Source organism: Mycobacterium sp. 2-64 (assembly GCF_035918375.1).
In the GTDB taxonomy this organism is placed as follows: Bacteria; Actinomycetota; Actinomycetes; order Mycobacteriales; family Mycobacteriaceae; genus Mycobacterium; species Mycobacterium intracellulare.
The window spans coordinates 526319-553136 of sequence record NZ_CP142361.1 but is presented as its reverse complement, the minus strand read 5'-3'; the positions used below and the strand labels follow the sequence as shown (position 1 = coordinate 553136).

Annotated in this window: 22 protein-coding genes, 1 pseudogene and 1 riboswitch; of the genes and pseudogenes, 16 read left to right on the top strand and 7 right to left on the bottom strand. The window is 67.9% G+C overall.

The window, feature by feature from the left end; all coding sequences use genetic code 11:
* Nucleotides 1-94: 94 nt before the first annotated feature.
* From QGN31_RS02575 to QGN31_RS02555, 5 genes are all read left to right on the top strand, one after another.
* Complete coding sequence (locus tag QGN31_RS02575) at nt 95-688, top strand: peptide deformylase (protein WP_008261364.1); 594 nt, start codon at nt 95-97, stop codon at nt 686-688.
* A complete protein-coding gene (locus tag QGN31_RS02570) occupies nt 688-1581 on the top strand; it encodes an N-acetylglutamate synthase, CG3035 family (protein WP_014943009.1) in 894 nt (297 codons plus the stop codon). Before QGN31_RS02575 ends, QGN31_RS02570 begins: the two co-directional genes overlap by 1 nt.
* A 1-nt stretch (nt 1582) precedes the next feature.
* A complete protein-coding gene (locus QGN31_RS02565) occupies nt 1583-2389 on the top strand; it encodes an exodeoxyribonuclease III (RefSeq protein ID WP_009952573.1) in 807 nt (268 codons plus the stop codon).
* Nucleotides 2390-2516: 127 nt separating this feature from the next.
* Nucleotides 2517-2990: a hypothetical protein gene (locus tag QGN31_RS02560; RefSeq protein WP_014943010.1), complete on the top strand. Its 474-nt coding sequence runs from the start codon at nt 2517-2519 to the stop codon at nt 2988-2990.
* A 21-nt stretch (nt 2991-3011) separates the two neighbouring features.
* Entirely contained in the window at nt 3012-7451 is a 4440-nt protein-coding gene (locus QGN31_RS02555; RefSeq protein ID WP_014381267.1) for a cation-translocating P-type ATPase, read from the top strand.
* On the opposite strand, the pseudogene QGN31_RS02550 reads toward QGN31_RS02555, so the two are convergent.
* Nucleotides 7432-7500 (bottom strand): annotated as a pseudogene (locus QGN31_RS02550) (Rv1535 domain-containing protein); the annotation flags it as partial. The gene QGN31_RS02555 and the pseudogene QGN31_RS02550 overlap by 20 nt on opposite strands.
* A 72-nt stretch (nt 7501-7572) precedes the next feature.
* Here QGN31_RS02550 and QGN31_RS02545 point away from each other — a divergent pair.
* Entirely contained in the window at nt 7573-7848 is a 276-nt protein-coding gene (locus QGN31_RS02545; protein WP_008261377.1) for a hypothetical protein, read from the top strand.
* Between the two features lie 54 nt (nt 7849-7902).
* Here QGN31_RS02545 and QGN31_RS02540 read toward each other — a convergent pair whose 3' ends face one another.
* On the bottom strand, nt 7903-8586 hold the full coding sequence (locus QGN31_RS02540; protein ID WP_014943011.1) for a PAS and ANTAR domain-containing protein: 684 nt from the start codon (nt 8584-8586) through the stop codon (nt 7903-7905).
* 104 nt (nt 8587-8690) lie between these two features.
* Nucleotides 8691-8801: riboswitch (TPP riboswitch) on the top strand.
* On the opposite strand from QGN31_RS02540, the gene thiC reads away from it, so the two are divergent.
* The 5 genes from thiC (at nt 8793) to QGN31_RS02515 (ending at nt 13449) form a co-directional block, all read left to right on the top strand.
* Complete coding sequence (gene thiC, locus QGN31_RS02535; RefSeq protein ID WP_008261381.1) at nt 8793-10433, top strand: phosphomethylpyrimidine synthase ThiC; 1641 nt, start codon at nt 8793-8795, stop codon at nt 10431-10433. (Overlaps the previous riboswitch by 9 nt.)
* Before the next feature lie 178 nt (nt 10434-10611).
* Nucleotides 10612-11439, top strand: coding sequence for a bifunctional hydroxymethylpyrimidine kinase/phosphomethylpyrimidine kinase (gene thiD, locus QGN31_RS02530; protein ID WP_009952578.1), 828 nt, complete (start codon nt 10612-10614; stop codon nt 11437-11439).
* Nucleotides 11439-12074, top strand: a complete 636-nt coding sequence (locus QGN31_RS02525) for an alpha/beta hydrolase family protein (RefSeq protein ID WP_009952579.1) — start codon at nt 11439-11441, stop codon at nt 12072-12074. Before thiD ends, QGN31_RS02525 begins: the two co-directional genes overlap by 1 nt.
* Nucleotides 12075-12120: 46 nt before the next feature.
* Nucleotides 12121-12555: a MarR family winged helix-turn-helix transcriptional regulator gene (locus tag QGN31_RS02520; RefSeq protein ID WP_014943012.1), complete on the top strand. Its 435-nt coding sequence runs from the start codon at nt 12121-12123 to the stop codon at nt 12553-12555.
* Between the two features lie 18 nt (nt 12556-12573).
* Nucleotides 12574-13449 (top strand): LLM class F420-dependent oxidoreductase, encoded by an 876-nt coding sequence (locus tag QGN31_RS02515; RefSeq protein ID WP_014943013.1) that lies wholly within the window; start codon nt 12574-12576, stop codon nt 13447-13449.
* Between the two features lie 16 nt (nt 13450-13465).
* On the opposite strand, the gene QGN31_RS02510 is transcribed toward QGN31_RS02515, so the two are convergent.
* Nucleotides 13466-14914 (bottom strand): peptidase, encoded by a 1449-nt coding sequence (locus QGN31_RS02510; protein WP_043955874.1) that lies wholly within the window; start codon nt 14912-14914, stop codon nt 13466-13468.
* Between the two features lie 277 nt (nt 14915-15191).
* Between QGN31_RS02510 and QGN31_RS02505 the strand changes: the two genes are divergently transcribed.
* The 5 genes from QGN31_RS02505 (at nt 15192) to QGN31_RS02485 (ending at nt 21476) form a co-directional block, all read left to right on the top strand.
* A complete protein-coding gene (locus tag QGN31_RS02505) occupies nt 15192-16622 on the top strand; it encodes a serine hydrolase domain-containing protein (RefSeq protein ID WP_233425342.1) in 1431 nt (476 codons plus the stop codon).
* 64 nt (nt 16623-16686) lie between these two features.
* A complete protein-coding gene (locus tag QGN31_RS02500) occupies nt 16687-17586 on the top strand; it encodes a class I SAM-dependent methyltransferase (RefSeq protein WP_014943017.1) in 900 nt (299 codons plus the stop codon).
* Nucleotides 17587-17648: 62 nt separating this feature from the next.
* The gene (locus tag QGN31_RS02495) at nt 17649-18905 is read left to right on the top strand and encodes an HNH endonuclease signature motif containing protein (protein WP_043955875.1); all 1257 of its coding nucleotides are present in this window, start codon (nt 17649-17651) and stop codon (nt 18903-18905) included.
* A 401-nt stretch (nt 18906-19306) separates the two neighbouring features.
* Nucleotides 19307-20230, top strand: coding sequence for a class I SAM-dependent methyltransferase (locus QGN31_RS02490; RefSeq protein ID WP_043955433.1), 924 nt, complete (start codon nt 19307-19309; stop codon nt 20228-20230).
* 25 nt (nt 20231-20255) lie between these two features.
* Entirely contained in the window at nt 20256-21476 is a 1221-nt protein-coding gene (locus QGN31_RS02485; protein WP_014943021.1) for a peptidoglycan DD-metalloendopeptidase family protein, read from the top strand.
* Here QGN31_RS02485 and QGN31_RS02480 read toward each other — a convergent pair.
* From QGN31_RS02480 to QGN31_RS02465, 4 genes are all read right to left on the bottom strand, one after another.
* Nucleotides 21460-22494 carry a hypothetical protein gene (locus QGN31_RS02480; RefSeq protein WP_225331013.1) on the bottom strand — a complete coding sequence of 345 codons (1035 nt, stop codon included), beginning with the start codon at nt 22492-22494 and terminating at the stop codon, nt 21460-21462. The two genes, QGN31_RS02485 and QGN31_RS02480, sit on opposite strands and share 17 nt — an antisense overlap.
* Before the next feature lie 145 nt (nt 22495-22639).
* A complete protein-coding gene (locus QGN31_RS02475; RefSeq protein WP_014383387.1) occupies nt 22640-23623 on the bottom strand; it encodes an NAD-dependent epimerase/dehydratase family protein in 984 nt (327 codons plus the stop codon).
* Between the two features lie 212 nt (nt 23624-23835).
* Nucleotides 23836-25308 (bottom strand): M28 family peptidase, encoded by a 1473-nt coding sequence (locus QGN31_RS02470; RefSeq protein WP_014383388.1) that lies wholly within the window; start codon nt 25306-25308, stop codon nt 23836-23838.
* Nucleotides 25305-26789 carry a M28 family metallopeptidase gene (locus QGN31_RS02465; protein ID WP_014383389.1) on the bottom strand — a complete coding sequence of 495 codons (1485 nt, stop codon included), beginning with the start codon at nt 26787-26789 and terminating at the stop codon, nt 25305-25307. The genes QGN31_RS02470 and QGN31_RS02465 overlap by 4 nt, the downstream gene beginning before the upstream one ends.
* Between the last annotated feature and the right edge of the window lie 29 nt (nt 26790-26818).

Genomic DNA, 26818 nt, shown 5'->3' with positions numbered 1-26818 from the left:
TCATCCAGACCCGCGAGTCGGCCGATTGGCCCAATTGCCCACCCCGAAGATCGGCGGCTGAGCAGCCCACGGGCGTGCGGTAGCTTAGCCGACCATGGCAGTCGTTCCGATCCGCATTGTGGGAGATCCCGTCCTGCATACCCCGACGAAGCCGGTGCCCGTCGCTGCCGACGGTTCGCTGCCCGCGGAGCTGCCGGCGTTGATCGCCGACCTGTACGACACCATGGACGCCGCGCACGGGGTCGGGCTGGCGGCCAACCAGATCGGGGTCGGCTTGCGGGTCTTCGTCTACGACTGCGCCGACGAACGCGGGCGCACCGAGCGCCGGCGCGGCGTCGTGGTCAATCCGGTGCTGGAGACCTCCGAAGTACCCGAGACCATGCCCGACCCGGACAACGACGACGAGGGCTGCCTGTCCGTCCCCGGCGAGTCGTTCCCCACCGGCCGGGCGAAGTGGGCCCGGGTCACCGGGCTGGACGCCGACGGCAACCCGGTCACCCTCGAGGGCAACGACCTGTTCGCCCGCATGCTGCAGCACGAGACCGGACACCTCGACGGCTTCCTGTATCTGGATCGCCTCGTCGGCCGGCATGCCCGCAGCGCGAAACGCGCCGTCAAATCCCACAACTGGGGCGTCCCCGGCCTCTCGTGGATGCCCGGTGAGGGACCGGACCCGTTCGGTCACTGATGATCTCGTGGCCGGCCCTGGGAACGCGGGTGATGGTTCGTTACCGGCTCGCCGAAGGATCGGTACCGCCGTTGACCGACGCGGTGGGGCACCTGCTTGCGGTCGACCCGGTGGTGCGGCTGCAGACGAAAACGGGCGCGGTCGTCGAATGTTCGCCCGCCGATGTGGTGATGCTGCGGGTGCTGACCTTCGCCCCGGTGCGCACCTCCGACATCCGCGCGCTCGAGCACGCGGCGGCCATGGCCTGGCCCGGCGTCGAACACGCCTGGCTTGAGGGCTGGCTGCTGCGGGCCGGCTCCCCAACCGGCAGGGACACCGAGCTGCCCGCGAATTCAGCGGTGCCGCTGGATCTTTCGGCTCGCCTGGGTACCGTACCCGCGATCGTGGACTGGTACGAGCGCCGCGGCGTGACACCGCGGCTGGCGATACCCGATCGGTTGTTGTCGGTGCCGACCGGTTCGACGGGTGAACAGCCCGAAAGCGTGCTGGTGCGCGACGTGTCGGAAATGGCCGCGCGCGAACCCGACCCGTCCGCCGGCCTCTCGGCGCGCCCCGACGATGCCTGGCTGTCGATTTTCGGGCCCGAGGTCGACGTCGACGTGCTCACCGCGGTGGGCAACGGCGAGCTCATGTTCGGGACACTGGGCGGCGCGGCGGTCGCGCGTGCCGCGGTGACCGACGCCCCCGACGGCGCGCGCTGGATCGGGCTGTCGGCGATCCGCGGCGACGACCGGGCCGCGACGGCCTTGTGCGAAGCGTTGTTGGCGTGGGGCGCCGGTCGCGGCGCCACGCGCGGCTACGTCGCCGTCCCCGACGCCGAGGCCCACACCGGGTGGCTGGGCTTCCGCCTGCACCACCACCGCCGCTACTTCCCGGTCCGGCAGGGCGCCTGAAATGCGGATCGCCACCTGGAACGTCAATTCCATCCGCTCCCGGCTGCCGCGCGTCCTCGACTGGCTGGCCCGCACGGACGTCGACGTGCTGGCCATGCAGGAGACCAAGTGTTCCGACAGCCAATTCCCGACCCTGCCGTTCTTCGAACTCGGCTACGAGGTCGCCCATGTCGGTTTCAACCAGTGGAACGGCGTGGCGATCGCGTCCCGCGTCGGCCTCGACGACGTGCAGATCGGATTCGACGGCCAGCCGACCTGGAGCGGCAAGCCGGAGGTCGCCGCCGTCGCGGAGGCCCGCGCGCTGGCCGCCACCTGCGGCGGCGTGCGGTTGTGGAGCCTCTACGTTCCCAACGGCCGCGCGCTGGGCGATCCGCACTACGCCTACAAGCTCGATTGGCTTGCCGCGCTGCGTGATTCGGCGGAAGGATGGTTGCGTGACGACCCCGGCGCCGCGATCGCGCTGGCCGGCGACTGGAATATCGCTCCACAGGACGACGACGTGTGGAGCATGGAGTTCTTTGCCGGCGCCACGCACGTCTCCGCACCGGAGCGCCGCGCGTTCAACGCGATCGTCGAGGCGCAATTCACCGACCTGGTACGGCCTTTCGCGCCGGGGCCCGGCGTCTACACGTACTGGGACTACACCCGGCTGCGGTTCCCGAAGCGGCAGGGCATGCGCATCGACTTCATCCTGGGCTCACCGGCATTGGCGAGTCGCGTGACCGACGCGCGGATCGACCGCGAGGAACGCAAAGGCAAGGCCGCCAGCGATCACGCGCCCGTGCTCGTCGATCTGCGCGTCGACTGACGCCGCGACCCGGCGTAGGCTAACTGGCAGCGCAATTCCGTAGATCCCCTCAACTGTGCGATCCACGGTATACATGAAAACAGCGAACGCGAATTGCATGAATACGAAATTGGGCCAGGGAGTCAACATGGGTGTCGTCGACGGAGCGGTTCGCAGCGTGGGGCGAACACTGAATCGTGCGGCATCGGTCACCACCTCCACTGCCGGCGCGGTCGGCGGAGCGGCGGTGAACGGTGTCGTCGGCGGCATCAAGGGCGCCGCGGACGGCATTCAGCAGGGCATCAGCAAGGGCAGCAAATCGACGACGGCCGCCGCGGTGGGCCTGGGAGCGCTCGGCGCCATCGGCCTGATCGAGTGGCCGGTGCTGCTCGCGGTCGGCGGCGGGGCGCTGGTGTTGCAGCGGATCGCCCGCCAGCAGAAGGAGTCGGCCCCGCCGTCCAGGGCAAAGCTGACGACGGTGCCGACCAAGCCCGAACCCGAGCCCCAGACGCGCAAATCGCCGCCGCAAAAGGCCCCCACCAAGCAGGCGGCCGCCAGTAAACCGGCCAAGAAGGCCACCGGCCGCCGCGCCGGCAGCGCCGCGCTGCGCAGCACCAACTGACACGGAATCCTTACTGAACCCTTGAGTATCACAACGTCTCTGCGACGGTCGCTGCCGTCGCGACTGATTTCTGCGGGCCTGCAGGCGACAACCGAGCTGGCGCGAGCCGGGATCGAAACCGGTATCGACGTCGCGACGATCCCCCTGCGCGAGGGGGCCAAGGCGCTGTCCGGCGAACTCTCCCGCGCCACGTTGCGCCGGCATTGCTGGCGTGGCAACGGCCGCGCGTGGATCGAGGTGCGCGGGCTGGCGGACGGGGCCGACGGCCCACTCGGTCCGACCGTGCTCGAGGCGATCCTGGCCCATCCCGGCGTGGCGTCAGCAAAGCTGAATCGTCCCCTGTCCCGGGTGGTGGTGGACCTCGACGACCCGGACACCTCGCTGAGCGACCTCTGCCGCGTCGTCGAGGAAGCCGAAAACCGTTGCCCGCCAACGCAAGATGCCGGCCAACCGGTGTCGGCGAGCCTGCCGGGCGACGGCCTGGTGCTGGCGACCAGGGCGGTCACCGTGGCCGCCAATGCGGCCGGGCTGGGCGTCGCGCTCTTCGGCCGGGCCACGCGGCTACCCCGGCTGCCGGTCACCATCGCCGCGGGCATCACGTTCTTCGACTACCAGCCCTGGCTGCGCCGTCGGCTCGAAGACCGCATCGGCGGCCCCGCCACCGACACGGTGATGACGCTGGTGCAGGCGACCAGCCAGACGCTCTCGCAGTCGCCGACGTCGCTGTCGCTGGGGCTGACGATGCAGTCGCTGAAGGTCGCCGAGTGCCGTGCCGAGGCACGAGCCTGGGAGCAGCATGAGCCCGAGCTGGCGCGCCACGCCGACCAACCGCTGGCCCACCGCTCGCCGCGGCCGCAGCCGTCGAGGGGCATGGAGCGCGCGCCCGGTCGCTTCGCCCTCCTTCAGGCGCTCAGCGCCGGCGCGATCGGCGCCGGCACCCGCAACCTGAACATGGCCGCCACCGCGGTGCAGGTGACCACCCCCAAGGCCAACCGGACCACCCCCGAGGCGTTCGCCGCGACGCTGGGCCGCGGCCTGGCCGAGCGACATTCGGTGTTGCCGTTGCGGCCCGAAAGCCTGCGCCGGCTGAACAAGGTCGACACCATCGTCATCGACCCCCGCGTGTTGTGTACCGACACGTTGCGGGTGTCCCGCATCCGCGGCGCGGACGACAGCGAGCTACCCGCGGCGTGGAATCGCGCCCAGCTCATGCTGGAGAACAGCGGCCTGCGCGCCGGCTGGCGCAAGGTGTCCGGCATATCGAGCGGCCGGTCCGGTGCCCAGGTCGAGGCGCTGTTCCTGCCCGCCCACGATCCGCTGGCCTCCGCCGTCGTCGGCGAGGCCAACCGCGCCGGGGCGCAACTGGTGACGGTCGACCACGAGTCGCTCGACGAGTTGCGGCCGGCGTTCGACGAGGTCCGGCCGCTGAAGAGCGGGACCGACAAGTCCATCGACGACGCGCTGGCCGCCGCGGTGGACGACCTGCAGGAGGCCGGCCGCACCGTGGCCGTGCTGTCGTCGACTGCCGCACAAGCCATTTCGTCGGCGCACTTGGCGCTCGGCGTGTTGCCGCAGGACGGCGTGGGTGCCCCGCTGTGGAACGCCGATCTGCTGTTGCCGGATCTTCAGGCCGCCTGGCGGGTGCTGCACGCGCTGCCCGCGGCCGCGGCGGCGACCCAGCGCGGCATCGGGATTTCGGCCGGCGCCACCGCGATGGGGTCGCTGTTCATGATCCCGGGCGTGCGGGGCAACCTCGGATCCGAAACGGTGAACGTCGGCGCGGCGGCCGGTCTGCTCTCGGGGTACCTGCTCGCCCGCGGGGTCCTGGGCGCGGACACCCCGCGCCCGGCGGCCATGCACGAATGGCACGCGATGTCGGTCGAGCAGGTCCGTAAGGCGTTGCCCGAGCAGGATTCCGCGGCGCCCGTCCCGACGGAGCGAGGCACCCCCGCGGCCCTGCGGCTGGCGGAGACGCCCGCGCAGGCGGTGTGGCAGCTCGCCAAGGCGGTGCGCGCCGAATTGTCCGACCCGCTGACCCCGGTGATGGCGCTCGGCTCGGCCGCCAGCGCCGTGCTCGGTTCGCCCGTCGACGCGATGTTGGTCGGCACCGTGCTCACCGGCAACTCGATCCTGGCCGCCGCGCAGCGGCTGCGCGCCGAGAAGCGGTTGAGTTATCTACTGGCCCAACAGACTCCGCCCGCCCGGAAGGTCATCGTCGGCCCGGACGGCGCGCGCACGTACACGCTCGTCGACGCCGCGCAACTGCGGCCGGGCGACGTCATCGAGGTGCGCACGCACGAGGTGGTGCCCGCCGACGCCCGCGTCATCGAAGAGGTCGACGTCGAGGTCGACGAATCGGCGCTCACCGGCGAATCGCTGTCGGTCGAGAAGCAGGTCGAGGCGACGCCCGGCGCGCCGCTCGCCGAGCGTCGCTGCATGGTGTTCGCCGGGACCACCGTGGTGGCCGGCACCGCCCTGGCCCTGGTGACCGCGGTCGGGCCCGACACCCAGCAGCGCCGCGCCGCCGACCTCATCTCCGGCGAGCTGTCCTCCGACATCGGTCTGCAGCACCAGCTCGGCCAGCTGACCACCAAGGCGCTCCCGGTGAGCATCACCGGCGGCGCGCTGGTCGGCGCGCTCGGGCTGCTGCGCCGCCTCCCCCTGCAGCACGCGGTCGGCAGCGCCATCGCCATCGCGGTCGCCGCCGTCCCCGAGGGAATGCCGCTGGTGGCCACGCTGGCCCAGGCGTCGTCGGCGCGACGGCTCACGAAGTTCGGTGCGCTGGTGCGGGTTCCGCGCTCGGTCGAGGCGCTCGGCCGCATCGAGGTGGTGTGCTTCGACAAGACCGGAACGCTCAGCGAAAACCGCCTGCGCGTCTCGCAGGTCCATCCCGCGCCCGGGTACTCGCGCGAGGAGGTGCTGCGCTGCGCCGTGCACGCCGCGCCGGTGACCAACGGCGGCACCCAGGTGCACGCCACCGATGTCGCCATCGTCGAGGCCGGTTCGGCCGTTGACGGCTCGGCGTCCGCACCGCCGACCGCGCACCTGCCGTTCCGCTCCGGCAGGTCCTTCTCCGCCTCGGTGACCGGCACCGAGCTGACCGTCAAGGGCGCGCCCGAAGTGGTCCTGGCCGCCAGCGGGGACACCGGCGCGATGGAAGGCACGGTCGCCGAACTCGCCGCCGGCGGCCTGCGCGTCATCGCGGTGGCGCGCCGCGAGCTGACCGCCCAACAGGCCCGGGCGATCGCGGAAAACCCCGATGACATCGCCGAGTACTGCACCGGCGGGCTGACGTTGACCGGCTTCCTCGGCCTATCCGACACCCCGCGCGCCGAGGCCGCGAAATTGCTCGCCGACCTCGGCGGCCTCGGGGTGGGCGTGAAGCTGATCACCGGCGACCATCCGATCACCGCCAAGGCCATCGCCGCCGAGCTGGGGCTCAACGTGACCGCCGATCAGGTCATCAGCGGCGCCGAATGGGAGGCCTTGTCGCGCAAGGACCAGGAGCGCGTCGCGGCGGAGCGGGTGATCTTCGCCCGCATGACACCGGAGAACAAGGTCCAGGTTGTCCAGGCGCTGGAGAACGCGGACGTGCGGACGGCGATGGTCGGCGACGGCGCCAACGACGCCGCCGCCATCCGGTCCGCCACGGTCGGCATCGGCGTGGTCGCCCATGGCAGCGACCCGGCGCACCTGGTGGCCGACGTGGTGCTGGTCGACGGCAGGATCGACGCGCTCATGGAGGCCATCCGGGAAGGACACCAGCTGTGGCGGCGGGTGCAGTCGGCGGTGTCGGTGCTGCTCGGCGGCAACGCCGGCGAGGTGATCTTCGCGATCATCGGCAGCGCGATCACCGGCACGTCGCCCCTGAACACGCGCCAGCTGCTGCTGGTCAACACGATGACCGACGCCCTGCCGGCCGCCGCGCTCGCGGTCAGCAAGCCCAGCGGCCCGATCGACCCGCGGCTGCGCGGCGCGGATCAGGCCGCGCTGTGGCAGGCGGTCACCATCCGCGGCGTCACCACGGCGGCGGCGACGACGGCGGCGTGGGCGATGGCGGGCCTGTCCGGTCCGCTGAGTAGTCCGCAACGCGCCTCGACCGTCGCGCTGGTCGCGCTGGTGGGGACCGAACTGGGCCAGACGCTGGTGGAGTCTCAGGCCCCGCTGGTGGTGCTCACCGCGCTGGGTTCACTCGGCCTGGTGGGGGTCCTGATCAGCACGCCGGGCGTCAGCCAGCTGCTCGGCTGTACGCCACTCGGACCGTTCGGCTGGGCCCAGGGCCTGGGCGCCGCCGCGGCGGCGACGGTCGCGACCGGCGTTCTGTCACGTGCGCTGACGGGTCGGGACAAATCAAACCCGGAGCCGCCGCCGGATCCCGCCGAGCCTCCCGCTCCGAGTTCCGAATCTCGACCACCCCGGCGCGCCACAACAGCGCATAGAGTTCCAGTAACGGCACCCTGAGCACCGAAGCAATCGACGAAACTAGCGGATCGCCCCCGGTGCCTGTCATCGTCGACATAGGTCCGACGTTGTACGCGTGACCCAGCGAGGCGGGAAACCCTTCGTTACCGAAAGGCAAATGATGGCGGAAAAGAAGTCGCGGCGCCAGACGTCCCAGCGCGATGCGGTGGAGAAGATCCGCGAGGGCGAAACGTTTGTGGTGAACCTGCCGGCGATCGGCCAGGTGCAGATTCCCCGGCCCGAGCAGCTGGCCTACTTCGGGGGGTTGGCCGCCCTGGCGGCGTTCGAACTCATCGACTGGCCGGTGGCCGTCGTGATCGCCGCCGGACACCTGCTGGCGAGCAACCACCACAACAAGCTTCTCGAGGAACTCGGCGAGGCGATGGAGGAGGTCTGACCTCGTAGCGCCACCGACAGCGTCGGGCCTGTCGCCGCAGCCGACGTCGAGATCCTAGTCGGCGGGCTCGGACGAAATCCGTTCGTGCACGGTCAGCAGCAAATGGTCGAACTGGCTTTGCACGGCCGTCGACGGCGCCGGCAGGTTGGCCATTTCGTCGAGCAGCTGCTTGGCCAGCGCACGCAGTTTCACGTTGGTCTCCTGCGAGCGCCACTGCAGCACGCGGAAGGCCTGTTGTGCGCTGACCCGGTAGACGGACATCAGCACACCCTTGGCCTGTTCGATGGCCGCGCGGCTCTCGACCAGATCCGGCAGCGCCTCGTCGAGCACCTCCTGGCGGGTCTCGTCGAGGGTGTCGGTGAGGTCGATGTAATAGCCCTCGGTGCCCAGCACGGCGCCCGACTCGTCCAGCATGCGGTCGGCGACGACGATCGCGTCGTGCACCGTGCCCGCGGTGTCGAGGAATCGGTGCCGGCTCGAGAACGATCCCTCCGACTGCAGCGCGTAGTCCAGCAACTCCTGGACGTGCGCGCGGTCGTCGGGATGCTTGTGCGACAACAGCAGTTGGGTCGTCGGCTCCACGTCGTTGGGTTCGTAGCCGTGCATCCTGGCGACCTCGTCGGACCATTCCCAGCGTTGTCCCCCGAACCAGAAGCGGAAGGTGCCGATGTTCAGGTATTCGGACGGCCCACGGGACCGCGCGCCATCGCCGTTCGCGGACGGGTCGCCAGCTTGCACGTTTGCATCTTTCCACTCGGGGGACGTCCTCGGCTACCGCCCCGGAAGATGGGCCGTCGCCCTGCCATGTGTTCCGGCGTGGGGGTAACGTCGCGTGCGGACCCATCCATCAACGCGGGAGCGCATGCCGAGTGCGCTGAGAGGACGGCTCGGGGCCGTCGACCGTACGAACCTGACCGGGTAATGCCGGCGTAGGGAGATGAAAAATGACCGAGACCCTATCGGGAACCGCTGCACCCTCCGTGACCACCGGCCCGATTGCGGGCAGCCACAAGATCTATCGCGATGTTGCCGGCGGACGGGTTCCGTTCCGCCGGGTCGACCTGTCCAATGGCGATCACTTCGATCTTTACGACACTTCGGGCCCCTACACCGATCCGGACGCGACGATCGACCTGGCGGCCGGGCTGCCGGCGCGGCCGGGTGTGGTTCGCGACCGCGGCACTCAGTTGCAGCGCGCCCGCGCGGGCGAGATCACCGCGGAGATGGCGTTCATCGCCGCGCGCGAGGGCATGCCCGCCGAGTTGGTGCGCGACGAGGTCGCCCGCGGGCGCGCGGTGATCCCGGCCAATCACAACCACCCCGAGATCGAGCCGATGATCATCGGCAAGGCGTTTGCGACCAAGGTCAACGCGAACATCGGCAACTCGGCGGTGACGTCGTCGATCGCGGAGGAGGTCGACAAGATGGTGTGGGCCACCCGGTGGGGTGCGGACACCATCATGGACCTGTCCACCGGCAAGAACATCCACGAAACCCGCGAGTGGATCATGCGCAACTCACCGGTGCCGGTGGGGACCGTGCCGATCTACCAGGCGCTGGAAAAGGTCAAGGGGGATCCGACCGAGCTGACGTGGGAGATCTACCGCGACACCGTGATCGAGCAGTGCGAGCAGGGCGTGGACTACATGACGGTGCACGCCGGTGTGCTGCTGCGCTACGTGCCGCTGACCGCCAAGCGCGTCACGGGCATCGTGTCGCGTGGCGGCTCGATCATGGCCGCCTGGTGCCTGGCGCATCACCGGGAGTCGTTCCTGTACACCAACTTCGAGGAATTGTGCGAGATCTTCGCCCGCTACGACGTCACCTTCTCCCTCGGTGACGGGCTGCGGCCGGGCTCGATCGCCGACGCCAACGACGCCGCGCAGTTCGCCGAGCTGCGCACCCTCGGTGAGCTGACCAAGATCGCGAAATCCCATGGCGTGCAGGTCATGATCGAGGGCCCGGGCCACGTCCCGATGCACAAGATCGTCGAGAACGTGCGGCTGGAAGAGGAGTGGTGCGAGGAGGCCCCGTTCTACACGCTGGGCCCGCTGGCCACCGATATCGCCCCGGCGTATGACCACATCACCTCGGCGATCGGCGCGGCGATCATCGCCCAGGCCGGCACCGCGATGCTGTGCTATGTGACGCCCAAGGAGCACCTGGGGCTGCCGGACCGCAAGGACGTCAAGGACGGGGTGATCGCCTACAAGATCGCCGCGCACGCCGGCGACCTGGCCAAGGGGCATCCGCACGCCCAGGAGCGCGACAACGCATTGAGCCAGGCGCGCTTCGAGTTTCGCTGGAACGACCAGTTCGCCCTGTCGCTGGATCCCGACACCGCGCGGGAGTACCACGACGAGACGCTGCCCGCCGAACCCGCCAAGACCGCGCACTTCTGCTCGATGTGCGGGCCGAAGTTCTGCTCGATGCGCATCACCGCAGATGTGCGGGCGTACGCGGCGGAACACGGCCTGGACAGCGAGGAAGCGATCGAGGCGGTCATGTCCGAGGGCATGGCGGAGAAGTCTCGCGAGTTCGCCGAGCACGGCAACCGGGTGTATCTGCCGCTGGCACAGCAGTGACCGCAAGCGCGGCTGCGGTGACCGCAAGCGCGGCTGTGGCGATCGCAAGCGCGGCTGTGGCGATCGCAAGCGCGGCACAGCCGGGCGCAGCGGGTCGCCACCAACTGGCGAAGCCGGGCGCAGCGGGTCGCCACCAACTGGCACAGCCGGGCGCAGCGGGTCGCCGCCATCCAGAACAGTGAGTTTCCTGCCGCTGCCCGCGCCGGGCACGACACCCCTGCGGGTGTTGTCGATCGCCGGGTCGGACTCCGGGGGCGGCGCGGGCATCCAAGCCGATATGCGCACCATGGCGCTGTTGGGTGTGCATGCGTGCGTCGCCGTGACCGCGGTGACCGTGCAGAACACCGTGGGAGTCAAGAGCTTTCACGAGATTCCCGATGACGTCGTCGCCGGCCAGATCGAGGCGGTGGTCGGCGACATCGGCATCCAGGCCGCCAAGACCGGGATGCTCGCGTCGCCACGCATCATCGACACCGTCGCCACCACCTGGCGCCGACTCGGACTGACCGTCCCGCTCGTCGTCGACCCGGTGGCGGCCTCCATGCACGGCGACGCGCTCATGGCGCCGGCGGCCCTGGATTCGCTTCGGAATCAATTGTTTCCGTTGGCCACGCTGGTGACGCCGAACCTCGACGAGGTAAGGCTGCTGGTGGACATCGACGTCGTGGACCCGGCGTCGCAGCGGGCGGCGGCCAAGGCCCTGCATGCGCTCGGCCCGCGGTGGGTGTTGGTCAAGGGCGGCCACCTGCGCTCGTCGGACCGCAGCTGTGACCTGCTCTATGACGGCACCTCCTACCACGAGTTCGACGCGGAGCGGATCGCGACCGGCAACGACCACGGCGGCGGGGACACCCTGGCCAGCGCGGCGGCTTGCGCACTCGCGCACGGCCTCACCGTGCCGGAAGCGGTCGGTTTCGGGAAGCGGTGGGTCACCGAATCTCTGCGTGCCTCCTATCCCCTGGGCCACGGCCACGGCCCCGTCTCGCCGCTGTTTAGGCTGTCATGATGGCTCGCCCCCTCGATCAGATCGCGGGCATCGCGCACGAACCGGACGATGCAAGTCGCCCAGAAGGGGTCGTGGTTCTGACCCACGGCGCCGGTGGCAACCGGGATTCTCCACTGCTGCAACAGGTTTGCGACGAATGGGCCCAACGGGGCTGGCTGGCGGTGCGCTATAACCTGCCCTACCGCCGCCGCCGCCCCACCGGCCCGCCATCCGGGTCGGCCGCCACCGATCGCGCCGGCATCGTCGAGGCGATCACAGTGTGCCGCGACCTCGCCCCCGGGCCGCTGATCGCCGGCGGGCATTCCTACGGCGGCCGGCAGACATCCATGGTGGTTGCCGCCGGCGAGGCCCCGGTGGACGTGCTGACGCTGTTCTCCTACCCGCTGCACCCGCCGGGCAAGCCGGAGCGCCTGCGCACCGAGCATCTGCCCGACATCACGGTGCCGACGGTGTTCACCCACGGAACCTCGGATCCCTTCGGCACGCCCGACGAGCTGCGCACCGCGGCCGCGCTGATCGGCGGAACGACCGCCGTCGTCGAGATCGCCAGCGCCCGACACGATCTGCGGTCCAAGACGCTGAACGTCCCGGCCCTGGCCGTGGATGCCGCGCTCCAGCTGCTCGGCCGGGAATAGACAGTCCGAACTGGACAGTTTTGGCTGTCTAATTTAGAGTGGTGCCGTGGATGGCATCAGCGACTCCGCGGCAGCGGCGGCACGCGATATCCGGGTGGTGTTCAGCCGGCTGCGGCGCCGGTTGAAGGACATCGCGGTCGACGGTTTGACACCGTCGCAGACGGCGGTGCTCACGAGGCTTTGGAAGGAGGGGCCGTCGTCGGCCAGCGCATTGGCCGGCGCGGAACAGGTGCGTCCCCAGTCGATGGCCACCATCCTGGCCGGATTGAGGCAGCGGGGGCTCATCGAACGCTCCCCGGACCCGAACGATGGTCGGCGACAGGTGGTCTCGCTGACCCCGGCGGGGAGAAAGCGCGCCGAGAGCGACCGTCGGGCCCGGGAGGAATGGCTGGCCCGGACCATCCAGGAGCGCTACACCGAGGCGGAGCGGCGCGTCATCGTCGACGCGCTGTCGCTACTCGAGCGCTTGACCGAACACTGAGAAAGGGGCGTCATCGCAATGGAATTGGGATTGCACTTCATCGACTTTCTACCCGGAGACCCGGCGCGACTGGGCCCGACGCTGGCCGACGCGGCCAAGGCCGCCGAGCAGAGCGGCGCCACGTTGTTCACCCTGGCCGATCACTTCTTCCAAATGGAAGAGCTTGGCCCGGCCCAGGACCCGTTCCTCGAGGGCTACACGTCGCTGGGGTTCTTGGCCGCCCAGACCGCCACGATCGACCTGACCCTGCTGGTCACCGGGGTCACCTACCGCCACCCGGGCGTGTTGGCCAAAACGGTCACCACCCTGGACGTGTTGTCGCAAGGCCGATCGATGCTGGGGCTGGGTGCGGCCTGGTACGAGCGTGAGCACACCGCGCTGGGCATTCCGTATCCGCCGCTGAGCGCGCGCTTCGAAATGCTCGAGGAGACGTTGCAGATCTGCCGGCAGATGTGGAGTGACGACGACGGCCCGTATGAAGGCGCGCACTATCGGCTGGCCGAGACGATCTGTGTGCCGCAACCGATTCGGCGTCCCCCGATCCTGATCGGCGGGGATGGCGAGAAGAAGACGCTGCGCCTGGTCGCGCAGTATGCCGACATCTGGAACAGCATGTCGAATGACGTCGAGGAGCTCGAGCACAAGATCGACGTGCTGCACCGGCACTGCGACGCCGTGGGCAGGAACCCCGCCGACATTCGTAAGACGTCCGGCGGTCTCGCGACGACGGACCCGTTCGAGAACATCGACGAGTACCTGAAGACCGCGGAACGCTACGCCAGGCTCGGTGTGGACATGATCAATGTCGGCCCGCTGCCGGGCAACCCGGACCCGGTCGGGTTCGTCCGCCGCCTGGGTGACGAGGTGATTCCCCGGCTCGCCGAAATAGGCTGATCCGCGGAGTCTTTCGTTATCCCGGATAACGGGAGTAACACGCGTCCGCGTTGCCGGTCACGCCACCACGGAACGCGGCAATGCGGGTGAAGCCGGCGGGCACGCTGGTGCCGTCCGCGTCGCTGGCCACCAGGTGATTGGTGAGTAGCCCGGCGACCGCTTCGTCGAGATCGCCGGCGGTGAGCTGCAATTGGTTGTGCGAGGGCAGCTCGATGGGTTCGGCCATCTTGCGGTGCGCGACGCCGGTCAGGCATGCGGTGCGCAGCGCGGTCCACGGGCTCTGCATCGGCAGGCCGCGCTCATGCTGCACCGCCAGTGCGTATCTCGACATCACGAGGGACAGGGCCGTGTCGTCGCCTTGCGGCAGGGACTGTTCGCTCTCGTCGGCGACCCTGCCCATGACGGCGAGCTTGGGCAGGTCGACCGCGATGGTGTTGGTGCCCGGACAGTAGGACGCCGGTGGGGTGGGTTTGGCGTCCGGGCAATTGGCGGGCTGGTAGGACAGCACCGGCGGATTGGCCGGGGCGAAGATCTTGCCCAGCAGTTCCATCAGGGTCGACAGGGTGTCCTGGTTGATCGGGACCTCGCCGGTCTCCGGCGTTCCGGTGCTGAAGTCGACCCGCAGGGCGTTCGGCAGATCGCCGCGGCGCTGCTCGATCTCCCTGCGGTCGATCGCCGCGCACGCCGAGGCGCCGGTGAGGAAACCCATTTGGAAGGCGCTGATCCGGTCCAGGGCCGAGCCGTGTGCGTCGTCGTTCTCGGTCTCGCTGTCCATCACCGGGTCGCGCGTGGTGATGATTCCGGCCAGCACGTGGTCGAGGCCGTCGGCGGTGCTCAGCGTGAAGCGCGGCGACTTGTCGTCGGCGACCCAGAACAGATAGACACCGGCGAAGCAGTCGGCCTGCTGTTCGTGGACGATGGTCGGGTCCCGTCTGGTCACCAGCTTCGCCATCTGCTGCAACGCGTGCCCGAATTCGTGGGCGAGCACGCCGGTGACGGACATGTCGCCGAAGTACTTTTGCGCGACGGGCATGAACACGCCGCGGTCCCAGGCGATCAGGTTGCAGCGCGACGTGTAGAAGGCGTTGACGAGCTTGTAGGTGTCGTTGTGGCACACGATCGGGCTGCTCGGGTCGTTGGAGTCGTAGGACACCATCTTGCTGACGGGAGCGAAGGTGCCCTTGAGCGATCGGCTGTACGCCGACTGCCAGTAGTCCTCGATGTCGTTGACCGAGAGCAACGCCAACCTGTCGATGGGTCCGTTGTCGGTGTTGAGAACCTTGCCGGTGGGGCTGGGTGCGTTCGAGCGGATCCCGCTGGGCCCGTTGGTCGCGGGCAGCCCGCCCACCAGGAACGGGTCGTTGAGCATCGACAGCGCGCGCCCGTCGACGAATGTCGTGCAGCCGGCCACCACCAGCACCGCCGCCGCCCAGACCAGTGCCGACCTGAGCGCATGGCTATTCATGACCAACCTCATCCCGACCGGCGACACGGCAGCACCAAGGGGACTCATTCTAGAGGTGCCGACTGTCCGCGGCGGGCGAAATCGAGAGACCCAGCAAACCCCGGCAGGACGCGGCTGCGCTAGAAAGGCGGTGGCTCGCCGTCGCCTTCGGCTGACGGCTCGGCGTGTCGAAGGCCTCGCGATGGTTACGTAAGCCCGGCTATATTGACGGTCATGTGGACGGTGCCACTGAAGACCGAAGACACCACAAAGCCATTCGGATCGACCGCCGCGCGAAATCGCCGCTGCAGTGGTTGAAACCGCTCAGCGCGCGGACCTTGGCGTGACGTTCGACGAACTCGATGCCAAGATCAACGCCGGCATGGACGCCTACGCGATTCCGGGCGTCGCGGTTGCTATCTGGGTCGACGGCCAAGAATTCGTCAAGGGCTACGGGGTTACCAATGTCGACCATCCGTTGCCTGTCGACGGCGACACGGTCTTCCGAATCGGTTCCACCACAAAGACTTTCACAGGAACCGCGATGATGCGCCTGGTCGAGCAGGGCAAGGTAGACCTGGATTCACCCGTGCGCCGCTACATCCACGACTTCGCGGTGGCCGACGAGTCGGTGGGCGCCACGGTGACCGTCCGTCAGCTGCTCAATCACACCGGGGGCTGGGATGGCCGCAACGGCCAGGACTTTGGGCGTGGCGATGACGCGGTGGCGCGCTACGTCGACGCGATGACACACTTACCGCAGCTGACGGCTCCGGGAACCGCGTTCGCGTACAACAATTCGGGCCTCGTGGTGGCGGGGCGCATCATCGAGCTTGTCACGGGAACAACCTACGAGTCTGCCGTGCAGAAGTTGGTACTTGATCCGCTGCAGCTGGCCCACACCCACTACTTCTCCGACCAGATCATCGGTCTGAATGTGGCGGCGCCGCACGCCGTGGTCGGCGGAAGATCCATTGTCGAAAGCGAGTTTTGGGCTTTTCCACGCAGCTGTAATCCCACCGGTGGGTTGATGTCCACGGCGCGAGATCAGCTGCGCTACGCGCGGTTCCACCTCGGCGACGGCAGGGCGCCGAACGGCGAGCAGATTCTGAGCCGACGGTCGCTGGAGGCAATGCGCTCGAACCCGGGCGCGGGCGGAACGCTTTGGGTCGAGCTGACCGGGATGGGGGTGACCTGGATGCTGCGGCCGTCCGCGGAGAATGTGACCATCGTCGAGCACGGCGGTACCTGGAAGGGGCAACGTTCCGGTTTCTTCATGGTGCCCGATCGCAACTTCGCCATGACCGTACTCACCAACTCCGACGGCGGATTTCATCTGATCAACGACCTTTTCGCCCGCGACTGGGCGTTGCGAAGATTCGCAGGAATCAGCAACCTGCCCGCCGCACCGCAACGCCTCGGCCCCGCCGACCTGGCACCCTACGAGGGCCGGTACGTCGCCGGGCAAGTCTCGCAAAATGGCAGTTTCGAGCAAACGGTCATCGAATTCCGGGCGAGGGACGGCCAGCTCGCCGGAACCCTGACTGATGCCAACCCGGACGGCCCGGATACCACCGAATTGGGGCTCGCCTTTTACCGGCCCGATTACGGGATCGACATCGGACCCGACGGCGAACCCACCGGCAGTCGGTCCAACTTCGTCCGCGGGCCGGACGGCAACATCGCCTGGTTCTGCACCCTGCATGGGCGCCTGTTCCGACGCCAATAGCACCGCACCGATGAATCCACCCAACGCAGACAGCCGACGACGAGGCCACGGCTAAGGTGGCCTGATGCCGCGCACCGACGACGACAGCTGGGATCTGGCGTCGAGCGTCGGCGTCACCGCGACGATTGTCGCGGCCGGGCGCGCGATGGCCACCAAGGATCCGCGCGGTTTGATCAACGATCCGTTCGCCGAACCTCTGGTCCGTGCGGTGGGATTGGATCTGTTCACCAAGCTGATGGACGGCGAGCTCGACATGTCGGCAATCGCCGATGTCTCACCGGCCGTGGCCCGGGCGATGGTCGACGGAAACGCGGTCCGCACGAAGTACTTTGACGACTACGTCCTCAACGCCACCGGCCGGGGGATTCGACAGGTGGTGATCCTCGCGTCCGGGTTGGACACCCGGGCCTACCGTCTGCCGTGGCCGACCGGGGCGGTGGTGTACGAGATCGACCAACCACAAGTGATGGAGTTCAAGGCGACGACCTTGGCCGGCCTCGGCGCCCGATCGTTGACGACGCTGCGCGCCGTGTCCGTCGACTTGCGCGCGGATTGGCCGACGGCGGTGCGCGCCGCCGGCCTTGACTCGGCGGCACCGACGGCGTGGCTGGCCGAGGGGTTACTGATGTATCTGAGGCCAGAAGACCAGGACCGGCTGTTCGACAACATCACGGCACTCAGCGCGTCAGGAAGCAGGGTAGCCACCGAATTCGTCACCAGCATCGTGGATTTCGACGCCGAGCGAGCGCGGACGATCTCCAACCCGTTCCGCGACCATGGCGTCGACATCGACCTGGCTTCCTTGGTCTACACCGGCCAGCGCAACCACGCCCTCGACTACCTCGGCGCCAAGGGCTGGCAGCTCGAAGGTGTGCCGCTGGCAGAACTGTTCCGGCGCAGCGGCCTCGATGCGCCCGCTCCAGACGACGACGACACCCTCTTCATCAGCGGCGCTCTGGCCTGACTTGGCTCACGTATCGGGATTGGCGGCCCGGTGTTGTCGGTGGTCGCTGTGATGATGTGGTCATGTCGTCGATCGCATCTGCTGAGGCCGTGGTGGTCACTGCGAGTGACCGCCTTGAGGTGCTGTTCGGGGAGTTGGCGGAGTTGGCGGGTCAGCGCAATGCGATCGATGGGCGCATCGTGGAGATCGTCGCCGAGATCGACCGCGACCAATTGTGCGGTGTGACCGGGGCGCGCTCGGTGCCGGCGTTGGTGGCCTGGAAGCTGGGCTGTTCATCGGCCAACGCGCACACGATCGCCGCGATCGCGGCCCGGCTCGAGGAGTTTCCCCGCTGCGCCGCCGGCCTGCGAGAGGGCCGCCTGTCGGCCGATCAGGTCGGGGTGATCGCCGCACACGCAGGCGAGGGGTCTGATGAGCATTACGCGCAGCTGGCCGCGGTCGCCACGGTCAATCAGCTGCGTACCGCGGTCAAGCTGGAACCGCGACCGCAACCCGAACCTCGCCCCGATCCTGGGCCCGAGCGTTCGATCACCACGACCACCGACGAGGCGGGCAGCTGTTACCGGATCAAACTTCCGCACCACGACGCGGCGAAGTTCGACGCCGCTTTGGCGTCTCATCGTGATGCGCTGATCGCCGAGTGGAAGCGCGACCACGACAATGGCGAGCACGCCGGTGCTCAGGTGCCGCCGTTGCCTACCACCGCCGACGCGTTTATGCGCCTGGTCGAGGCGGGCTGGGACGCCGAGGCCACCCGCCGCCCGCATGGCCAGCACACCACCGTCGTGGCACACCTCGACATCGAGCAGCGCGTCGCCGCGCTGCATCTGGGTCCGCTGCTGCCCGATGCCGAACGCCGCTACCTGACCTGTGATGCCACCTGTGAGGTCTGGTTCGAGCGCCACGGCGAGGTCATCGGTGCCGGCCGGACCACGCGGGTGATCAATCGGCGGCTGCGCCGCGCGCTCGAGCACCGTGACACCATGTGCGCGGTGCCCGGTTGTGGGGCCACCCGTGGTTTGCACGCCCACCACATCCGGCACTGGGAAGACGGCGGCCCCACCGAGTTGGCCAACCTGGTGCTGGTCTGCCCCTATCACCACCGATTGCACCACCGCGGCCTGATCACCATCACCGGACCCGCAGACGCTCTCGTGGTCACCGGCGACGACGGCCAAATCCTGAACCCGGGATCACTGGCACACCCACCCACCCGACCCCCGCCCGCGGTGCCGCCCTGCCCCGGTCCTACCGGGGAACGCGCCCAGTGGTGGTGGTATGACCCCTTCCAACCCCAACCACCACCGACAAACAACTAGCCCGGTCAGTGCTGGCGATCAAACAGGCTGGGACATAACGGGATTCGTTCACACCACCCGGCCGCCTAGCTCGTCGTGCACCTCATCAGCATCCACGGTCTGCGTGCGCGCCAATGTGGTGGTTGTCGACCTGCGTTTGTTGGCGCCGGTTCGCGTTGGCGCGATTGCAGACTCCCGATATCCGGGATCCCACATACCCCGGGGTTCGCGAGCAGGGCGGCGCCCCTTGCCAATCGGTCCAGTCGCCCTCGGCTCATTGAGTTTCGGGCGAATAGCGCCACCCAACACCTCGTTTGTATGCGATTCTTTGGCCAGAGTGGTGCGGAACGGCGGAGGAAAAGGTTCGGATTGGTCGACGAATTCCCGGGGATGGCGGCGCGAGCGAAAAGGGAGGATTGGCGGTGCGGAGAGACGACGATAGCTGGGATCTGACCAGCCATGTCGGCGCAACCGCAACGCTGGTGGCCGCAGGCCGTGCCAGAGCCACCAATTCGGCCGAGCCGTTGATCGAGGACCCGTTCGCCGAACCGTTGGTCCGCGCGGTGGGTATCGAATTCCTCATCAGATGGGCCACCGGAGAGCTCCGCGCGTCCGACGTCGACGATCCCGAGGCGGCGTGGGGTCTACAGCGAATGACAACCGAGTTGGTGGCCCGCACCCGCTACTTCGATCAGTTCCTGGCGGACGCCACTGCCACCGGAATCCGACAGGCGGTGATCCTGGCGTCCGGCCTGGACGCGCGCGGCTACCGACTGTCGTGGCCGCCCGGGATGACGGTGTACGAGATCGATCAACCGGATGTGCTGGCATTCAAGGCCGAAACCCTGGCACAGCTGGGCGCCGAGCCGACGGCACATCTGCGGATGGTGCAGGCCGACCTGCGCCACGACTGGCCGGCCGCGCTGTTGCGTAGCGGATTCGACTCGGCGCAACCGACCGCCTGGATCGCCGAAGGACTGTTCGGTTATCTGCCCCCGGAAGCCCAGGATCGCCTGCTGGACAATGTCACCCATCTCAGCGCGCCGGGAAGCCAGATGGCCATGGAGACGTTCGTGGGATCGTCGGATCTGGACTCCCAGCGGGTCGAAGAGATCATCCGCGGTGCGACTCGCAGCTGGCGCGACCATGGATTCCATCTCGACATCTGGTCGCTGAACTATTCCGGGGCCCGCAGCGACGTTTCCGACTACCTCGACAACCACGGGTGGCGCTCGGTGGGGACCACGGCCGCGCAGCTACTGGCCGATCACGGCCTGCCCGCGATGCCCGGCAATCACCGCCCGCCTTCCGACAAGCCCAGCTACTACATTTCGGTTCTCGCGTGATAGACGCGACGTAGAGGACAGCAGGATGCGGATTCTGGCGGTAACGCGCGCCCACAATGCCGGGGAAACCTTGGCCGATACCTTGGACTCGCTGGCCGCCTTCAGCGACGAGATCTACGCGATCGACGACCGCAGCACCGACGACACCGCCGCGATTCTCGCGAACCACCCCGCGGTCACCAATGTTGTTCGCGCCCGGGCGGATCTACCGTCCACGCCATGGTTGATCCCCGAGTCCACCGGCCTGGATCTGCTCTACCGGATGGCCGATTTCTGTCGCCCGGACTGGATGGTGATGGTCGACGCCGACTGGGTTTTCCAGATCGACGTCGACATCCGTGAAGTTCTTGCCCGGACACCGCAGGACGTGGCGGCGCTGATGTGTCCGATGGTTTCCCGCTGGGATGACCCCGACTACCCGGACATGGTGCCGGTGATGGGCACCGCCGAGGCGCTGCGCGGGCCGTTTTGGCGTTGGTACCCGGGCCTGTATGCGGGCTCCAAGTTGATGCACAATTCGCACTGGCCGGCCAACATCACCGACCACGGCCGGATAGGGCGGCTGGACGGAATCCGCTTGACGCACAACGGCTGGTCGACGCTGGAGGAACGGATCGCACGCGTCAGGCACTACATGCGGCTGGATCCCGATTTTCGGCACAACTTCGGTGTGGCCTATGACCGATCCCTGCTGTTCGGCTACGCACTCGACGAGGTCGACCTCCTCAAAGCGGACTACCGGCGGCGGGTGCGTGGCGACTTCGACCGGACCGAACCGGGGGCGCGCCTGCCGATCGAGGCGGAGCCACGCGCGATCGGGCGCGGATACGGACCCCGCGCGGACGGTTTCCATCCCGGGGTCGACTTCGCCGCTGACCCCGGCAGCCCGATCTACGCAGTCATATCCGGAACTGTTTGCCGCACAGGCGAAGTCGATCACCTTTGCTCGGTGACCATCTCGGACGGCGACTCCGAAATCCGCTACGTGTTTCGGTTAGGTGACGCCACGCACATCGCGGTCGGTGATCGAATCAATGCGGGAACCCAAATCGGCAACATCGGCGCGGAAGGTCAATCAGCCGACGGCTACCTGCATTTCGAGACGCGGGTTCGGGGCGCACACGTCAATCCGCTGCGCTTTCTGGGCAACATGGGCCTGCGGCCCTGGCCGCCGCCGGGGCGGCTGCGCGCGGTATCGGGCAACTACCCGCCCGCCACACCGTGCACAATCACCGCCGACGCGTAGCGGTGAGTTGGGCGGCCTCGACGCGTTCCAGCAGGCTGCGGCCGGCCCGGATCGTCGAGCGGACCTCCTGCAGCAGTTTGGCGGGGTGCTGCAGGTCCATGTCGTGCAGTCCTTCGTAGCGGTCGATGCCGAAGCCCACCGTCTCGATGCCAATTCCGAACGGCAGGGTCAGAGTTCGCAGCGCGTCAAAGTTCTGATAGGGGACGAACGGCTGACCGGTCACCAGTAGGCAACTCGATCGCTGCATATCCAGGCTCCGCGCGGTAAAGGTGAAGGTATCCGCGGAGGTGGCGCGGCGGTTGTTGGGGTCCGGCGACGGCGCCTCGAGCAGTGTGATGGGTAGCCCGACGTCGTTGCTGTCTTCGCTGAAGCGCCAGACCATCTGGCCCCGATGCGGGTCGCCGACTCGCTGCCGCCCATGCCGTACCGCTTCGCGGGTATCCACCCCGAACGCGTCGGTCGCAGCGGCCGCCAACAACTCGAATTCGGTACGCGCGCCCGGCGCGCAGGACGCGGCCGCGTCGTGTTCCGACGGCAATAGCTGCCGAGAAGCGGCGGCCAGCACGATATGACCGACGCGATTCTCGGCGGCCAGATTCCGCGCCCACCGGGCCCGAAGCATGTTCGAGTAGCGTCCGGTGCCGATCACCAGCATGTAGTCGAACGTTGCGTCAGTGCGCCGTGATTCGTCGGTAAGGCCAAGCTGTTGCGCCAGCGTCGTGATCGTGTCGAGTTGCCGGTCCGGCAGGTCCAGGCGCGGGATCATCCACCGCGCCCCGCCGTCGGCGTCTTGGCACCGCACCTGCTGTCCGCCCCGACGCGCCCTCGCATGGCCCCGGTAATCCCATACCTCACTGAACTCGTCCAGGGCGGCCAACCGGGCTGCCAGGTTGGCGTGCCGCGGGAGAACTCCGCCGAACATCGCAACCAGCTGCGCCAGCGCGTCATGCGCACTCCACGCGTCGACCTCCTGGCGCAGCGACGTCAAAAACTCACCATCAAACTCGCCGCCACGCATCGACACTTCAGCCGGACTGTTCACTTCAAGGTCCTTGCTCCGCGAACACGTAACACCGAGCCATTTGTGGGATGGAAGCTTTCACCAGCCTAACGGCGATGTGCTGGGCAAGATGCACTTTTTGAAAGATCGGTAATCGCCGGACTCATAGGGGCGACAAGACGCCGCTGACCCCGTCTTGTTGGTACGAGTATTGTGGCTGATCCTTGGCCCATTGGATGTAGCGGTCGATGCCTTCCCAGATACCGACTTCGGGCTTGAATCCGAGGCTTTTCGCGAAGTCGATGTTGGCGGGGAAACGAGCGACTTCGCCGGCGCGTGCTTCGCGACGTTCGATTTTGGCGTCGAACTTTCCCGCGACATATTCGACGATGTCTTTCACCCGTGTGTTTATGCCGCTCGCGAAATTGATCGCCCGTCCACGAAGCGCGCTGTTTTCCAATACCAGGGTGTATGCGCGCACGATATCGCTGACGTACAGGTAGTCGCGCGTTGCCGAACCGTCGCCGAAGATCGTCAGGTTTTCGCCGTTGATGGCCTGCCGGACGAGTCGTGGAATCAGCGCACCGAAGCGCCCGGTTTTCTGGCGCACCCCGAAGATGTTGAATGGCCGAACGATCGTGACGTCAAGCCCATAGGAGCGGTAGTAGGAGTAGCACAACCGATCCGCCGCCGCCTTGGAGGCGCCGTAGGGGCTGTTCGGTTTGAGCTCAGCTGTCTCGTCGAGAAGCTCGCCGTCCCGCAGATTGTGTCCGTCGCCGTACACTTCGCAGGTTGACACGTAGATCAACCGGTTCTTATAGCGCCTTACCGCCTCGAGCACGCGGTAGGTACCCATGACGTTGGTTTCGAGAAAGCTCTCTGGATCACCCAAAGACTGGTCCACGTTGATATTGGCGGCCAGATGAAAAACGACGTGGTGCTCCCGCACCGCGCGATGGACAGTTTCGCCGTCGGTCACCGAGCCGGAGATAAATGCCGCTCGCGGGTGCGAACGAAAGTCATTGGTGTTTCGGTTCGCGCTCTTCGACGACGTATTCAGGACGGTGACCCAATGCCCGTCGGCCAGTAGCGACTCGCATAGATGGCTTCCCTGAAAGCCTGCGCCCCCCGTGACAAGTATTTCCATCTGGTTCGTCCCTCGCCTGCTACTGGTAGGGCGAGAGCTTAATCGATACGCGCGGGCTCGGTGGGCGATCCGGCTTGATAGTGGAAGCTCTTATGTTCTCAGGAAAGGAGTTCGATGATTCTGCTGCTGGGATCGCGGACGCCTGCTAAACTCCCGCGAGCGATATAGCGCTTGGCGCAGCGCATTATTTTGCAGTGTCCGACAAAACGCCCCTACGGCATTCGGGTGCGATGCCTCTTGTCGTGTGACGGCACGCCGTTGACCCCGCCGATGGACTCGGCGTAGCTGCCGACCGCGAAACCGACGCCAGAACCCATGATCCCCAAGGCTTCCCGGTTGATGTTGTCGACGGTGTCGCGCGGGCTCTGGAAGTTCGGATCGAACGGCACGCCGGCCTGGCCGCCCCACAAGCGCGCCTGCACGGTGGTCTTCGTCTGGGAGGAACCGGTCGTCAGCCCGCCGATCGGCACGCCCGCGACCATGAAGGGGTGGTAGTCGGCCCGGGAATTCAGCGGCATGTCCGCGGGACGCTTGCCGGCCAGGTTCAGATAGCCGGCCAGCGTGCGCTCGATGCCCGCCGAGCCTTCGGGGACGTCCGCGGCGAAGACTCCGGGTCCGGGCGGGCCGGATTGATCGCCGTCGTCGGTGAAGAAGCCCGCGTTGGGCGAGCCCAGCATGGTGAAGTTCAGATAGAGCGCGATGTCGTTGAGCTGATCACGGTCCATGCCGAACACGTAATCCATGACCCCGTTCAGCCCCTCGGCTTCGGCGCCCCAGAACACGAACCGCACGGCGTTGTTCACCGGGGCCAGCGGTCCCAGCTGACGCGCCGTCTCGAGCACCGCGGCGACCCCGGAGCCGTCGTCGTTGATGCCGGGTCCGGCGCGTGAACCGTCGAGCTGCGCACCCACCACGACGACGTCGTGCGGAGAACCGGTCTTGGTCTGTGCCACGACATTTCGGGAGGTGATCTTGGTGTTGACGGCGTCGAGCACCAGGCGGATCGGTGCGGTCACACCGGTCAGCGCGGAGGCGCCGTACGGGTTGACGACGGCAACCGGCACGGTCAGCTGCTTGAAATAACCGGGACTGAACAACGTGGGCGGCGCCCCTCGCCCGGTGGGGGCGCTCAGCACGATGAGCCCGCTCGCCCCCTTGGCCAGCGCGGCGTTCTGCTTGTCGACGACCGAGCAGCGGGTGTCGTCGACGACGGCGATCGCGCCCTTGGGCATCGCGGCCGGGTAGTCGTGGGCGGCACAACCCGATGGCTGTGCCGGCCGGATCGGTTGCCCCGTCAGGCCGCCCGGCGGCGTTTGGACCAGCAGCGAGGCCTGGTCGACGGGATAGGTGCGGCCCGCGACGGTCAGCGACGGCTTACCCATCGACACGGTGTACAACCGGTCGAACTGCGGCGTCTGCACGTCAAACCCCTTGTCGCGCAGCGCTTTGGCGACGTAGTCCACGCTGGCGTTGAAGCCCGGCGTGCCGTCCGCGCGGTTGCCGCCGTTGGCGTTGGCGATGTCCTGCAGGGCGCGCAGGTGGGTGACCATGCCCTCGACGGTGATCTTTTTGGCGAGGCCGTGCCCGAGGTCGGGTGTCGCGGCGTGCGGGGCGGGCCGCGTCGACGAACACCCGGCCACGAGCGCCGCGATCAGCAACAGCGTTGCACCCCAGCGGGGATTCATGACTTGGCGAGGACGTGCCGGACGCGGTCTTCCATCGCCGGGACCCCGTTGTGTCCGCTGAGGTCCTGTGCGTAGAACCCGAGCGCGTAGGCCACCCCGCCGCCGTTGATTCCCAGCGCGGTGCGGTCGATGTGGTCGAGGGTGTCGCCTTTTTGGTGGTAGTTGGGGTCGAACGGTTGGTCCGCCGTCCCGCCCCACAGCTTGGCCTGGTCCGCGGACATCTTCCCCTCGGCGCCGGAGAACAGGCCGCCGGCGGGGATGCCCGCCAGGGTGAATCCGTCGTAGTCGGACCGGCCGTCGAAGGAGGTGTCCTGCGCGGTCTTGCCGGCCGACTTCAGGTAAGCGACCAGCGTGCGCTCGATGCCGGCCGAGCCTTCGGGGACCACCGGCTTGCCGCGGGCGTCCATGGGCAGCGATTGGTCCCCGTCGTAGGTGAAATAGCCGGGGTTCGGCGATGCCAGCATGTCGAAGTTGAGGTAGAGCGCAATGTTTTTGAGCGCGGCCAGGTCCAGCGACTCGACGTAGTTCCGCGACCCGATGAGCCCGAGTTCCTCCGCACCCCAGAAGCCGAATCGCAGCTTGTTGTGCACCGGCGGCGAACTGCCCAGCCGCACAGCGGTTTCCAGCACCGCCGCCACTCCCGATCCGTTGTCGTTGATCCCGGGCCCCTCGGGCACGCTGTCCAGGTGCGCCCCCGCCATCACCACGTTGGCGTCCGAACCGGTCTTGGTCTGTGCGATCACGTTGCGGGCCTTGAAGCTTTGCGCGCTGGCATCGAGCTTGATCGTGGTGGGCCCCGGCAGGCCGCGCAGCTGCACCCCGGTGGATTTCGTCACGCTGAGCACCGGGATCTTCACCTCGGTGGTCGGCCCGAGCGTGCCGCCCATCTGTTCTTCGTCGACGTTGTCGGCGATGATCATCGCCACGGCCCCGCGCTGCGCCGCGGCGTCTTCCTTCTGAGCGAACGGGCAGGTGCCGCGATCGACGAGCACCACCGCGCCCCGCACCGGGAGATCGCCGTAGTCGGCGGCCGCACAGCCCAAGCTGTTCGCCGGCGCGGCGACCAGCGGCCCGCTCACCCCGCCCGGGGGGGTTCCCAGGCTGAAGTCCAGCGCGCGCGCCTCCACCGGCCTGCCGCCGACGGTCAGCTCCGGCTTCTCGGCATGGAACACTCGCGCCGAGAACTCGGGCGTCTGCACGTCAAAACCGCTGTCTCGCAAGGTATTAACCACATAGTCCACACTGGCTTCATAGCCGGGGGTCCCCACCGCCCTGGTGCCGTTGTTTGCGTTGGCGATGTCTTGCAGCTTGGACAGGTGGGCCATCATGGCGTCGGTCGTCACCTTGCCCTTCAGCGCGGACGCGAACTCGGCCGCACCCGTCGTTTGCTCCGAGCCGGACCGGTGGGAGCAACCGGTCGAGAATGCGGTCAGGGCGATCACGGCGAGCGCCGCCGGCAACGTCGCGAGTTTGTTCACCATCGCGCCCAGGTTAGACCGCGGTCCGAGCG